Genomic DNA, 13,775 nt, shown 5'->3' with positions numbered 1-13,775 from the left:
ACCCTCACCTTCACGATCTGCACCGGCCAGGAGGAGTCGCGGAAGGACGGGATCGCGACGATCGAGTCGATCCGCGAGCTCAAGCGCCGCCACCCGGATGTGCAGACGACGCTGGGTCTGTCGAACATCTCCTTCGGCCTCAACCCGGCCGCCCGTGTCCTGCTCAACTCGGTCTTCCTGGACGAGTGCGTCAAGGCCGGCCTGGACTCGGCGATCGTCCACGCCTCGAAGATCCTGCCGATCGCGCGGTTCGACGAGGAGCAGGTCAACACCGCGCTCGACCTGATCTACGACCGGCGCGAGGGCGACTACGACCCGCTCCAGAAGCTGATGGCGCTGTTCGAGGGCGTCAACACCAAGTCCCTCAAGGCCGGCCGTGCCGAGGAACTGCTGGCCCTGCCGCTGGACGAGCGGCTCCAGCGCCGGATCATCGACGGCGAGAAGAACGGCCTGGAGACCGACCTCGACGAGGCCCTCCAGACCCGCCCCGCCCTCGACATCGTCAACGACACCCTGCTGGAGGGCATGAAGGTCGTCGGCGAGCTGTTCGGCTCCGGCCAGATGCAGCTGCCGTTCGTCCTCCAGTCCGCCGAGGTCATGAAGACCGCGGTCGCCTACCTCGAACCGCACATGGAGAAGACCGACGACGAGGGCAAGGGCACCATCGTGCTCGCCACCGTCCGCGGCGATGTCCACGACATCGGCAAGAACCTCGTCGACATCATCCTCACCAACAACGGCTACAACGTCGTCAACATCGGCATCAAGCAGCCCGTCTCCGCGATCCTGGAGGCCGCGCAGGAGCACAAGGCCGACGTGATCGGCATGTCGGGCCTGCTGGTGAAGTCGACGGTGATCATGAAGGAGAACCTGGAGGAGCTGAACCAGCGCAAGCTGGCGGCGGACTACCCGGTGATCCTCGGTGGCGCGGCCCTGACCCGCGCCTATGTCGAGCAGGACCTCCACGAGATCTACGAAGGCGAGGTCCGCTACGCCCGTGACGCGTTCGAGGGCCTGCGGCTGATGGACGCGCTGATCGCCGTCAAGCGCGGAGTCCCCGGGGCTGCCCTGCCCGAGCTCAAGCAGCGCCGGGTCGCCAAGCGGGACGCTCCCGCCCTCCAGGTCGAGGAGGCCGAGGAGAGCGGCGGCCGCTCGGACGTGGCGGTCGACAACCCGGTGCCCACCCCGCCCTTCTGGGGGACCCGCGTCATCAAGGGCATCCCGCTCAAGGACTACGCCTCCTGGCTGGACGAGGGCGCCCTGTTCAAGGGGCAGTGGGGCCTCAAGCAGGCCCGCGCCGGCGGAGCCACCTACGAGGAGCTCGTCGAGAGCGAGGGCCGTCCGCGCCTGCGCGGCCTCCTGGAGAAGCTCCACACCGAGAACCTCCTGGAAGCGGCCGTGGTCTACGGCTACTTCCCCTGCGTCTCCAAGGGCGAGGACCTGATCATCCTCGACGAGCAGGGCAACGAGCGGACCCGGTTCACGTTCCCGCGCCAGCGCCGCGGCCGCCGCCTGTGCCTCGCGGACTTCTTCCGCCCGGAGGAGTCCGGCGAGACCGACGTCATCGGCCTCCAGGTCGTCACCGTCGGCTCGAAGATCGGCGAGGCCACGGCCAAGCTGTTCGAGTCCGACTCCTACCGCGAATACCTGGAACTCCACGGCCTGTCCGTCCAACTGGCCGAAGCCCTCGCCGAGTACTGGCACGCCCGGGTCCGCGCCGAGCTCGGCTTCGGCGGCGAGGACCCCGAGAAGGTCGAGGACATGTTCGACCTCAAGTACCGCGGCGCCCGCTTCTCCCTCGGCTACGGCGCCTGCCCCGACCTGGAGGACCGTGCGAAGATCGCCGACCTCCTCCAGCCGGAGCGGATCGGCGTCCACCTCTCGGAGGAGTTCCAGCTCCACCCGGAGCAGTCCACCGACGCCCTGGTGATTCACCACCCCGAAGCGAAGTATTTCAACGCACGCTGACACGAACCGGCGTACACTGGTCGGTCCCAAACAGGCCGGTCACCTGTTCCCGAGGGGATGTCCCCGCGGGGCGAGGTGACCGGCCTTGTCGTCCCCAAGAGAGGCGTACGCATGACCAGCACCGTTCCCGCCCCCGTCGCCCGCACGGCCGACGGGCACGCCCTGCAGGCGGTGCTCCTGGACATGGACGGCACCCTCGTCGACACCGAGGGCTTCTGGTGGGAGATCGAGGAGCAGATCTTCCTGGAGCTCGGCCACCGCCTGGAGGAGTCCTGGCGGGACGTGGTCGTCGGCGGCCCCATGAGCCGCAGCGCCTCCTTCCTCATCGAGAGGACCGGCGCCGCCATCGGCCTCGCCGAGCTGAGCGTCCTGCTCAACGAGCGCTTCGAGGCCCGCATCGCCGACCGGGTACCCCTGATGCCCGGCGCCGAGCGCCTGCTGAGCGAGCTGGCCCGGCACAACGTGCCCACCGCCCTCGTCTCCGCCTCGCACCGCCGCGTCATCGACCAGGTGCTGCTCACCCTCGGCCGCGACCGCTTCACCCTGACGGTCGCCGGCGACGAGGTCCCCCGTACCAAGCCCCACCCCGACCCGTACCTGATCGCCGCCGGAACCCTGGGCGCGCACCCCTCGCGCTGCGCCGTGATCGAGGACACCGCCACCGGCGTCGCGGCCGCCGAGGCGGCCGGCTGCCGGGTCGTGGCCGTCCCCTCCGTAGGCGCCATCGAGCCCGCGCCCGGCCGGACCATCGTCCGATCGCTGGAGGACGTGAACCTCCCGTTCCTGCGCTCCCTGATCACTCCCATGAACTGAGCGCGCACGCTCCGTACCGAACGGAACGAGGGCACACCCAGGCCTCGCGGGAGGATCTTCCGCCTCTAACCCCGGAGGCCGAAATTCCACCCCTTCCGTAAGAGATTTGCCGGGTGACCTTGGTCACCCGGGAAGCCCCCGCAGAGCCCGACCGCAGGCTCCGGGGGCTTCCTTTGTGTCCGGATTGATCATCTCCTGACCGCATCTGCGAAGACTCCGGCATAAGCGGTAAGTCCGCACCCATCACGGTGCGATTACACCCCAACTCCTGCCAGTTCCAGCCATCCCGCCCCGGCCCACTAATGTCGTCGCGGGCACTCCGCACGCACCCTTGCCGCACCGGCCGCGCACCCTTGCGCCGGTACGCGCGTGGACCGATCGTCAAACACCGGCCCGATCGTTCCGCCCTGAACGGGCGACCGCCGCGAAGTGCCCTCTACGCCGCTTTGAACAAGTGCCGGGTGAGGGAGTACTTCCAGCATGAACCGCAAGACCATGGTGCTGACGGCCGCGATCGGCCTGCTCACCCCCGCGCTGTCCGCATGCGGCAGCGCGAGCGGCGGAGGAGCAGCGTCCGGAGCGATCGTCGTCGGTACCACCGACCGGTTCGAGGCAGCCGACTACGCCCCCGCCCCCTTCGACCCCGCCTACGCCTATGACGCCGGCGCCTGGAACATCCTGCGCCAGACCGTCCAGACGCTCGTGCGCACCCCGCGCGGCGGCGGCCAGCCCGTCCCCGAAGCCGCCTCCGACTGCCGCTTCACCGACACCGGCAACGAGAGCTACCGCTGCACCCTGCGGCCCGGTCTGAAGTTCGCGAGCGGTGACCCGGTCACCGCCAAGGACGTCAAGTTCTCCATCGACCGCGTCCGCGCCATCAAGGACGAGAACGGCCCCTCCGCCCTCCTCTCCACCCTCGACACCGTCGAGACCAAGGGCACCGACACCGTCGTCTTCCACCTCAAGACGGCCGACGCGACCTTCCCGTACAAGCTCGCCACCCCCGCCGCCGGCATCGTCAGCGAGAAGGACTACGAGGCCAAGAAGCTCCGCCCCGGCTTCACCGTCGACGGCTCCGGCCCGTACACGATGAAGGCCGAGGTCAAGGACAACCACCTCGTCCGCGCCGTCTTCACCAAGAACCCGAACTACAAGGGCGACATCAAGCTGCAGAACGACAAGGTCGAGCTGCGCACCTTCGACGACTCCGCCACCATGGGCAAGGCGCTCACCGACGGGAAGATCCACGTGGTCTCCCGCACCCTGTCGCCCGCCCAGATCACCGAGTTCGCCAAGACTCCCCCCAAGGGCGTCAAGCTCACCCCGATGCCCGGCCTGGAGATCCGCTACATCGGCTTCAACACCGACGCCCCCACCGTCAACAACAAGGCCGTGCGCCAGGCCCTCGCCGCCGCCGTCGACCGCAACAACGTGATCTCCAAGGTCTACGGCAAGTCCGCGCAGCCCCTGTACTCGCTCGTCCCCACCGCCGTGCCCGGCCACGTCAACTCGTTCTACAACAAGTACGGCGAGGCCAACACCGCCAAGGCCGCCGAGCTCCTCAAGGCCGCCGGGGTCAAGACCCCCGTCAAGCTGACCCTGAACTACACCACGGACCACTACGGCGACGGCACCGCCGCCGAGTTCGAGGCCCTCAAGACCCAGCTGAACTCCACCCAGCTGTTCGACATCACCGTCCAGGGCAACGAGTGGGGCACCTTCCGACCCGCCCAGAAGAAGGGCGACTACGCCGCCTACGGGCTCGGCTGGTTCCCCGACTACCCGGACCCCGACAACTTCCTCGCCCCGTTCCTGGAGCAGGACAACTTCCTGGGCACGCCGTACGCCAACACCGCGGTGCGCACCAGGCTCATCCCCGAATCCCGCCGCGCGGCCGACCGCAACGTCGCCGGGCCCGCGATCACGGAGATGCAGGACATCGTCGCCGACGACGTCCCCGTCCTGCCCCTGTGGCAGGGCAAGCAGTACGTCGCCGCACGCGACGGGATCACCGGAGTGGAATGGTCGGTCAACGCCATCTCCGACCTCCAGCTGTGGGAACTCGGCCGGGGTGTAAGCGGCTGAGACCGGCAGGACCGGCGGCGGACGTCGCAGGCCGGCGCAACGACCAGACAAGACTGTGAAGGAATTCGCGTGAAGAGACGTAACCAGTGGTTGGCAGCCCCGCTCGGCGCGGCCACTGCCGCAGCGCTGCTCAGCGGTTGCGGTTCGCAGGACGGCTCCGCCGCCGGCAACGGCAAGGGCGTGGTCATGGGCATATCCGACAAGGTGAAGTCCACCGACCCCGCGTCGGGCTACGACCCGGGTTCCTGGCTGCTCTTCAACAACGTCTTCCAGTCCCTGCTGACGTTCCCCAAGGGCGGCACCACCCCCGAGCCCGACGCCGCCCAGGCCTGCAACTTCGAGGGCGGTGACAGCAAGGTGTACAAGTGCACCCTGCGCAGCGGCCTGAAGTTCAGCAACGGCAACAGCCTCACCTCGAAGGACGTCAAGTTCTCCTTCGAGCGCACGCTGAAGATCAACGACGCCAACGGCCCCGCCGTGATGCTCTCGTCGATCTCCAGCATCGAGGCCCCCGACGAGAAGACCGTCGTCTTCAAGCTGAAGTCGTCCGACGCCACCTTCCCCAGCAAGATCGCGTCGGGCGCGGGCGCCATCGTCGACCACAAGGAATACCCGGCCGACAAGCTCCGCACCGACAACAAGGCGATCGGCTCCGGCGTCTACAAGCTGGACGCCTTCAGCGACAAGAGCGCCAACTTCTCGGTCAACGACTCCTACAGCGGCAAGGCCAAGGCCAAGAACACCGGCGTCACGCTGAAGTTCTTCAACGGCGACCAGGCCGGCCTGAAGACCGTCCTGGAGAGCGGCGACGTCGACTTCGCCTTCCGCGGCCTCGCCGCCAAGGACATCGCCGGCCTCGCCGCCACCAAGACGGGCGACAACAAGGTCGACGTCGTCCAGGGCACCGGCGCCGAAGTCGAGCACCTCGTCTTCAACGTCAACGACCCCGTCGTCGGCAAGCTCCCCGTCCGCAAGGCGATCGCCTACCTCGTCGACCGCGAAGCGCTCGTCAAGGACGTGTACGCGGGCACCGCCGCCCCGCTGTACTCGATCGTCCCGGCCGGCATCGCCGGACACACCACCCCGTACTTCGACCGCTACGGCGGCTCGCCGCAGCTGGAGAAGGCCAAGGCGGTCCTCAAGGCCGCCAACATCACCGGCAAGATCAAGCTGACCCTGTGGTCCACGCCGTCCCGCTACGGCCCGTCCACCGACCACCAGTTCCAGGTCATCGCCAAGCAGCTCAACGAGAGCGGCCTCTTCGAAGCCGACGTCAAGTCCGTCGAGTTCGAGCAGTACGAGAAGGACATCGAGGCCGGCAAGTACGGCGTCTACGTCAAGGGCTGGGTCCCCGACTACCCCGACGCCGACAACTTCACCCAGCCGTTCTTCGGCCCGGACAACGTCCTGCGCAACAACTACGACAACAAGGAGATCAGCGGGACCATCATCCCCGCGACCTCCACCAAGTCCGACCGCACCGCGGCCAACACGGACTACACCCGGCTCCAGGACATCGTCGCCGACGAGCTCCCGATCCTCCCGCTTTGGCAGAGCAAGCAGTACGCCGTCGCCCGCCAGAACGTGACCGGTCTCCAGTGGTCCCTGGACGCCTCCACGGTCTTCCGCTTCTGGGAGATCAGCAAGGGCTGACCCGCCCCGGACACACCTCCGCCCCGGCACCCGAGAAGGGAGCCGGGGCGGAGCCGTACCCGCACCCGTACGCGCTACTGCGCGCCCGGACGCACCAGACCGCTCTCGTACGCGTACACCGCCGCCTGTACCCGGTCGCGCAGCCCCAGCTTCGTCAGCACGTGCCCCACGTGCGTCTTCACCGTCGTCTCGCTCACGAACAGGTCCGCCGCGATCTCCGCGTTCGACAGGCCCCGGGCCACCAGCTTCAGCACCTCCACCTCACGCTCGGTCAGCGTCCCCAGCGTGGCCGGCAGGCTCTCCTCACCCGACGGCAGATGACCCGCGTACTTGTCCAGCAGCCGCCGCGTGATGCTCGGCGCCAGCATCGCCTCACCCGCCGCGACCACCCGGATCGCCTGCACCAGCTCGTTCGCCGGGGCGTCCTTCAGCAGGAACCCGCTCGCCCCCGCCCGCAACGCCTCCACCACGTACTCGTCCAGATCGAACGTGGTCAGCACCAGCACCTTCGCCGGCCCGTTCCGGTCCGGCCCGGTGATCTGCCGGGTCGCCTCCACCCCGTCCATCCGCGGCATCCGGATGTCCATCAGCACCACGTCCGGCTGCAGCACCCGCACCTGCTCCAGCGCCTGCAGACCGTCCCCGGCCTCACCCACCACCACCAGGTCCCCCTCCGCCTCCAGGATCATCCGGAAGCCGGTGCGCAGCAGTGGCTGGTCGTCGACCAGCAGGACGCGGATCGCCACGGGGTACCTCGTATTCGTCGGGCGGCAACGGCGGACGCCGCCCATTCTGCCCTGGCCGGACGATCAGGAACCGACCGGGCGATCCGCCCCGTCCCTGGGCCGCACCACCAGCGGATACACCGGGGGAGTACCCCCGAACTCCGGACACACCGCCTGATGGTCACACCAGCCGCACAGCTTCGTCGGCCGCGGCCGCCAGTCACCCGTCTCCGTCGCCTCCCGGATCGCCTCCCACAGCGCGTGCAGCTTCCGCTCCACCCGCTCCAGATCCGCCGGCACCGGGTCGTACGTCAGCACGTCCCCGCTGCCCAGGTACACCAGCTGAAGCCGCCGCGGCACCACCTGCCGCAGCCGCCACACCACCAGCGCGTAGAACTTCATCTGGAACAGCGCGCCCTCCGCGTACTCCGGCCGCGGCGCCTTCCCCGTCTTGTAGTCGACGATCCGCACCTCACCCGTCGGCGCCACGTCCACCCGGTCGATGATCCCGCGCAGCCGCAGCCCCGACTCCAGCTCCGCCTCCACGAAGAACTCCCGCTCCACCGGCTCCAGCCGCGTCGGGTCCTCCAGCGTGAACCAGCGCTCCACCAGCGCCTCCGCCTCCGACAGCCAGCGCGCCAGCCCCGCCCCCTCGTCCCCCTCCGGGAACAGCTCCGCCAGCTCCGGCTTCGCCTCCAGCAGCCGCTCCCACTGCCCCGGCAGCAGCTCCTTCGCCCGCGGCACCGTCCGCTCGTGCGCCGGATGATCGAAGAGCCGCTCCAGCACCGCGTGCACCAGCGTCCCCCGCGTCGCCGCCGCACTCGGCTTCTCCGGAAGCCGGTCGATCACCCGGAACCGGTACAGCAACGGACACTGCATGAAGTCACCGGCCCGCGAAGGGGACAGCGAGGTCGGCCGGGAAGCACCCGAAGAAGCATCTGCGGAACCGGCACCGGGGGTCGTCGTCATGCGTAAAACCCTACGACCCGGAACGGACAGCACGCGCATACCATCGACTACTGGCCCCTCGCACTGCATGATCGGAGCATCACACCGCGCAACAGCGCACCGCGCCCCCGACGCGACGTGGACCACACTGGAAGCACCGCACGAACGAAGGAAGACCGTGGCAGACACCGACGAAACCGGCGAGCGCAGGTCCAAGCGCTCCGACCCGGGCGGCGGCATCCTCATGGGCCGCCCCTTCGGGGTGCCCGTCTACGTCTCGCCCAGCTGGTTCCTCGTCGCCGCACTCATCACCTGGGTCTTCGGAGACCAGCTCGACCGGGTCCTGCCCGACCTCGGCCCCGCCCGCTACCTCGTCTCGCTCTTCTTCGCCGTGGCCTTCTACGCCTCCGTCCTCGTCCACGAACTCGCGCACACCGTCGCCGCGCTCCGCTACAAGCTCCCCGTGCGCCGCATCCAGCTCCAGTTCTTCGGCGGAGTCTCCGAGATCGAGAAGGAATCCGAGACCCCCGGCCGAGAATTCGTCCTCGCCTTCGTCGGCCCCCTCCTCTCCCTCGCCCTCGCCGGCGCCTTCTACCTCGGCATGAAGGCCGTCCACCCCGCCACCGTCCCCGGCGTCCTCCTCGCCGGCCTGATGGTCTCCAACCTCCTCGTCGCCGCCTTCAACCTCCTGCCCGGCCTCCCCCTCGACGGCGGCCGCATGCTCCGCGCCGTCATCTGGGGAATCACCGGGAAACCCATGACCGGCACCGTCGCCGCCGCCTGGGTCGGCCGCGCCCTCGCCGTCGCCGTCCTCATCGGACTGCCCCTCCTCACCCAGACCGGCGTCCTCGGCAACCACACCCGCGAAATCGGCGGCATGGACACCGTCATGGACGCCCTCCTCGCCGCGATCCTCGCCGCGATCATCTGGACCGGCGCCGGCAACAGCCTGCGCATGGCACGCCTGCGCCAACACCTCCCCGACCTGCGGGCCCGCACCCTCACCCGCCGCGCCATCCCCGTCCAGACCGCGACCCCCCTCTCCGAAGCCCTCCGCCGCGCCAACGAAGCCGGAGCCCGCGCCCTCGTCGTCGTCGACGGCCAGGGCGACCCCACCGCCATCGTCCGCGAGACCGCCATCGCCTCCGTCCCCGAACACCGCCGCCCCTGGGTCGCCGTCAGCACCCTCGCCCAGGACCTCACCGACGGGATGAAGGTTTCCGCCGACCTCACCGGCGAAGAACTCCTCGACCACCTCCGTGCCACCCCCGCCACCGAGTACCTCGTCCTCGAACCCACCGGCGAGATCTACGGCGTCCTGTCCACCCTCGACGTCGAGAAGGCCTTCGTGAAGGCCATGGCACGGCCCCAGTCCTGAACCCAATACACTGGTCACATGTCCGAACCGACCGGTGCCGCCCGCCGACGCGGGCCCTTCGAGGTCGGGGACCAGGTTCAGCTCACCGACCCCAAGGGCCGCCACTACACGTTCACGCTCGAAGCCGGGAAGAATTTCCACACCCACAAGGGTTCCTTCCCGCACGACGAGCTGATCGGTGCTCCCGAGGGCAGTGTTGTCCGTACCACGGGGAACGTCGCGTACCTCGCGCTGCGCCCCCTGCTCCCCGACTATGTCCTGTCCATGCCCCGCGGTGCCGCCGTGGTCTACCCCAAGGACGCGGGCCAGATCCTGGCCTTCGCCGACATCTTCCCCGGCGCCCGCGTCGTGGAAGCAGGAGTGGGCTCCGGCTCCCTGAGCAGCTTCCTGCTGCGCGCCATCGGCGACCAGGGCATGCTCCACAGCTACGAGCGCCGCGCGGACTTCGCCGAGATCGCCACGGCCAACGTCGAGCGCTACTTCGGCGGCCCCCACCCCGCGTGGCAGCTGACCGTCGGCGACCTCCAGGACAACCTGTCCGACACCGACGTCGACCGCGTCATCCTCGACATGCTCGCCCCCTGGGAGTGCCTGGAGGCCGTCTCCAAGGCGCTCGTCCCCGGCGGCATCCTCTGCTGCTACGTGGCGACCACCACCCAGCTCTCGCGCACCGTCGAGTCCATCCGCGAGTTCGGCTGCTACGCCGAACCGCAGCCGTGGGAATCGATGATCCGCAACTGGCACGTGGAAGGCCTCGCCGTCCGCCCCGACCACCGGATGATCGGCCACACCGGCTTCCTGGTCACCGCCCGCCGCCTCGCCGACGGCGTCGAGCCGCCCATGCGCCGCCGACGCCCCTCCAAGGGCGCCTACGGCGAGGACTACGAGGGCCCCGGCAGCGACCGCTCCGCATAACCGCTCCACGGAGCAGGCCCCGCCAACACGGAAGCGCTGTGGCGCAGTTCCCCGGACCGACCGGGAACTGCGCCACAGCGCCTCTTCGTTGTCGGGACGCGGTGTTGTCGGGACGCGGTGCCGCGCGGGTCCGGCCCCAGCCGTTCCACGCCTGTGTGACGTGTGGCACGATGCTGGCTCCCCGTCACCCTTCGCACAGGAGACACCCGGCGTGCTGCACAGCCCCACCGACCTGGCGCACCGTCGCACCAGGCCCGTCCACTGGCTCGCCACGGCCACCGCCCTCGCCGCCGTCATAGCCGGCGCCGGACTGCTCCAGCCCGGCCGGGCCACCGGAGCCGCCGCCGCGCCCGGCCCGGACGCCGCCCGGGGCCCCACGGCCCCCGACGCGCACGCGGCCGCGTACCCGCTGGACTGCAAGGGATCCCCGCACGCCGTCACCGAAACCGCCCAGGGCGACCTCGACGGCGACGGCCGCCCCGAGACCGTGGCGGCCGTCCGCTGTGACGCCGGCTCCGGCACTCCGCCCCACGCGCTCTACGTACTGGCCCAGGACCCTGCCGAGGGCTCCGCCCCCCGGATCGTCGCGACCCTCCTCGACGCCGGACAACGCCGGACCGCGACCGGCCTCACCGTGCGCGACGGGTACGTCACCGCACGGCTGCTGGGCTACTCGTCACCCTCCGTGCCGCGCTACGAGCCCGATGTGAAGCAGCTCGCCAAGTGGCGCTGGACCGGCGGGAAATTCCGCCAGGAGCTGACGGACTCGGCCGCCGGACGTGTTTGAACCGTCACTCCGCGTCCGGGCCGTACACCTCGACCCTGTCCGAAACGCGGCGCACGTGGATGCAGTCGCCCGGACATTCCTTGGCCGAATCGACCACGTCCTGCAGCAGCACCAAGGGAACCGGAGTGGTCGCCCCCGCCTCCTGGAGCAGCTCGTCCTCGGCGCTCTTCACGTACGCCAGACCATCGATGTCCAGCTCGAACACCTCCGGGGCGTACTGCACGCAGATGCCGTCCCCGGTGCACAGGTCCTGGTCGATCCAGACCTCCAGCGGCTCCCCGGCCCCGTCGGAACCACCCGTCGGGGCCTCCTGCTGCACGGTCATATCTCCTGCCGTTCCCTGCTCTGAGTGATCCGTCCCGACCACGACTCGCGGCAAGTCGCGCGAGCCCTGACGGGTGTTGAACGCTTCGACCTTACAACCGGCTGCTTTCCGATGTTGAAGGGTGGGTATTTCCCTGGCGTGAGGGAGTACGCAAGGGTGAAGATCGGACACACCTCTACCGTCTTTGTGATCTAGGGGTTTCAATCACCACCAGCCCAGGTAGGGTCAGGAAGCGTCCAGCTCCCCTTGGAGGAGGTGAGGACCGTGGCAGCCCACGACGACGACATCAACCGCGGCATCCGGCCCGGGCGAGGGTCTGAGGACCCCGCTGGCCAGGTTGCCTATCTCGAGCAGGAAATCGCCGTCCTGCGACGCAAGCTCGCCGACTCTCCGCGACACACGAGGATTCTCGAAGAGCGGATCGTCGAGCTCCAGACGAATCTGGCAGGCGTCTCCGCGCAGAACGAACGACTGGCGAATACCCTCCGTGAGGCCCGCGACCAGATCGTGGCCCTCAAGGAAGAGGTCGACCGGCTCGCACAGCCGCCGGCCGGCTTCGGTGTCTTCCTTCAGGCGAACGAGGACGGCACCGTCGACATCTTCACCGGCGGGCGCAAGCTCCGCGTGAACGTGAGCCCCAGCGTCGACCCGGAAGACCTCCGGCGCGGCCAGGAGGTCATGCTCAACGAAGCGCTCAACGTGGTCGAGGCCATGGAGTTCGAGCGGGCCGGGGACATCGTCACCCTCAAGGAGATCCTCGAGGACGGCGAGCGCGCCCTGGTGGTCGGGCACACCGACGAGGAGAGGGTGGTGAGGCTCGCCGAGCCGCTCCTGGACATCACCATCCGCCCCGGCGACGCCCTCCTGCTCGAACCCCGCTCCGGCTACGTCTACGAGGTGGTCCCCAAGAGCGAGGTCGAGGACCTGGTCCTCGAAGAGGTCCCGGACATCGACTACGAGAAGATCGGCGGCCTGGGCGACCAGATCGAGCTGATCCGCGACGCCGTCGAGCTCCCCTACCTCTACCCCGACCTTTTCAAGGAGCACGAACTGCGGCCCCCGAAGGGCATCCTGCTCTACGGCCCGCCCGGCTGCGGCAAGACGCTCATCGCCAAGGCCGTCGCCAACTCCCTTGCCAAGAAGGTCGCGGAAGTGACCGGGCAGGCGGCCGGCAAGTCGTACTTCCTGAACATCAAGGGCCCCGAGCTCCTCAACAAGTACGTCGGCGAGACCGAGCGGCACATCCGCCTCGTCTTCCAGCGTGCGAGGGAGAAGGCGAGCGAGGGCACCCCCGTCATCGTCTTCTTCGACGAGATGGAATCCCTCTTCCGCACCCGCGGATCCGGAGTCAGCTCGGACGTGGAGAACACCATCGTCCCCCAGCTGCTCGCCGAGATCGACGGCGTGGAAGGCCTGGAGAACGTCATCGTCATCGGCGCCTCCAACCGCGAGGACATGATCGACCCGGCCATCCTGCGGCCCGGACGACTCGACGTGAAGATCAAGATCGAGCGCCCGGACGCCGAGGCGGCGAAGGACATCTTCGCCAAGTACCTCAAGGCCTCCCTCCCGCTCCACACGGACGACCTCAGCGAACACTCGGGCTCGCCCCAGGTGGCCGTCCACAGCATGATCCAGACCGTCGTCGAGCAGATGTACGCCGAAACCGAGGAGAACCGCTTCCTCGAGGTCACGTACGCCAACGGCGACAAGGAAGTCCTCTACTTCAAGGACTTCAACTCCGGCGCCATGATCCAGAACATCGTGGACCGGGCGAAGAAGATGGCCATCAAGGCCTTCCTGGAACACAACCAGAAGGGCCTGAGGGTTTCCCACCTCCTCCAGGCCTGCGTGGACGAGTTCAAGGAGAACGAGGACCTGCCGAACACCACCAACCCGGACGACTGGGCCCGCATCTCCGGAAAGAAGGGCGAGCGGATCGTATTCATCCGCACGCTCGTCACCGGAAAGCAGGGCGCGGACACCGGACGCTCCATCGACACGGTGGCGAACACAGGTCAGTACCTCTGACGGAGCGAGGCGGCCGCGGGTGCCTCTCACGGCACCCGCGGCCGACTGCTTTACCACCCCGCATTACCGCCAGCCACCCCCGCCTTACCGGCCGCCTTTTTCAGCCGGTGACGAGGCGAATTCAATGACTGAAATGATCTCCCCACC

The 13,775-nt window shown here is 68.8% G+C and carries 11 protein-coding genes; 8 read left to right on the top strand and 3 right to left on the bottom strand.

Going from position 1 to position 13,775, the window contains the following annotated elements; translation table 11 throughout:
• The 4 genes from ACZ597_RS22225 to ACZ597_RS22210 form a co-directional block, all read left to right on the top strand.
• On the top strand, nt 1-1,968 hold a 1,968-nt coding region (locus tag ACZ597_RS22225; RefSeq protein WP_471332718.1), incomplete at its 5' end, for a vitamin B12 dependent-methionine synthase activation domain-containing protein.
• Between the two features lie 111 nt (nt 1,969-2,079).
• Nucleotides 2,080-2,781, top strand: coding sequence for an HAD family hydrolase (locus ACZ597_RS22220; RefSeq protein ID WP_471332715.1), 702 nt, complete (start codon nt 2,080-2,082; stop codon nt 2,779-2,781).
• Nucleotides 2,782-3,261: 480 nt separating this feature from the next.
• On the top strand, nt 3,262-4,866 hold the full coding sequence (locus tag ACZ597_RS22215; protein ID WP_471332713.1) for an ABC transporter substrate-binding protein: 1,605 nt from the start codon (nt 3,262-3,264) through the stop codon (nt 4,864-4,866).
• 69 nt (nt 4,867-4,935) lie between these two features.
• Nucleotides 4,936-6,519, top strand: a complete 1,584-nt coding sequence (locus ACZ597_RS22210; protein WP_471332711.1) for an ABC transporter substrate-binding protein — start codon at nt 4,936-4,938, stop codon at nt 6,517-6,519.
• Nucleotides 6,520-6,593: 74 nt separating this feature from the next.
• Here ACZ597_RS22210 and ACZ597_RS22205 read toward each other — a convergent pair whose 3' ends face one another.
• Both ACZ597_RS22205 and ACZ597_RS22200 read right to left on the bottom strand, forming a co-directional pair.
• Nucleotides 6,594-7,265 carry a response regulator gene (locus ACZ597_RS22205; RefSeq protein WP_471332708.1) on the bottom strand — a complete coding sequence of 224 codons (672 nt, stop codon included), beginning with the start codon at nt 7,263-7,265 and terminating at the stop codon, nt 6,594-6,596.
• 63 nt (nt 7,266-7,328) lie between these two features.
• Complete coding sequence (locus ACZ597_RS22200; protein ID WP_471332705.1) at nt 7,329-8,213, bottom strand: RecB family exonuclease; 885 nt, start codon at nt 8,211-8,213, stop codon at nt 7,329-7,331.
• Between the two features lie 67 nt (nt 8,214-8,280).
• Between ACZ597_RS22200 and ACZ597_RS22195 the strand changes: the two genes are divergently transcribed.
• The 3 genes from ACZ597_RS22195 (at nt 8,281) to ACZ597_RS22185 (ending at nt 11,272) form a co-directional block, all read left to right on the top strand.
• Complete coding sequence (locus tag ACZ597_RS22195) at nt 8,281-9,570, top strand: site-2 protease family protein (RefSeq protein ID WP_471332702.1); 1,290 nt, start codon at nt 8,281-8,283, stop codon at nt 9,568-9,570.
• A gap of 18 nt (nt 9,571-9,588) precedes the next feature.
• Nucleotides 9,589-10,485: a tRNA (adenine-N1)-methyltransferase gene (locus tag ACZ597_RS22190; RefSeq protein ID WP_007263187.1), complete on the top strand. Its 897-nt coding sequence runs from the start codon at nt 9,589-9,591 to the stop codon at nt 10,483-10,485.
• Nucleotides 10,486-10,696: 211 nt separating this feature from the next.
• The gene (locus ACZ597_RS22185) at nt 10,697-11,272 is read left to right on the top strand and encodes a hypothetical protein (RefSeq protein ID WP_471332700.1); all 576 of its coding nucleotides are present in this window, start codon (nt 10,697-10,699) and stop codon (nt 11,270-11,272) included.
• A 4-nt stretch (nt 11,273-11,276) separates the two neighbouring features.
• Here the strand turns inward: ACZ597_RS22185 and ACZ597_RS22180 are convergent, their stop codons facing one another.
• The gene (locus ACZ597_RS22180; protein ID WP_471332697.1) at nt 11,277-11,597 is read right to left on the bottom strand and encodes a ferredoxin; all 321 of its coding nucleotides are present in this window, start codon (nt 11,595-11,597) and stop codon (nt 11,277-11,279) included.
• Between the two features lie 264 nt (nt 11,598-11,861).
• Here ACZ597_RS22180 and arc point away from each other — a divergent pair, with 264 nt between their 5' ends.
• On the top strand, nt 11,862-13,628 hold the full coding sequence (arc, locus tag ACZ597_RS22175) for a proteasome ATPase (protein WP_365148193.1): 1,767 nt from the start codon (nt 11,862-11,864) through the stop codon (nt 13,626-13,628).
• Nucleotides 13,629-13,775 lie beyond the last annotated feature (147 nt).

It is taken from the genome of Streptomyces sp. NPDC040718, from assembly GCF_055593565.1.
This window is presented reverse-complemented; position numbering and strand designations above follow the sequence as displayed.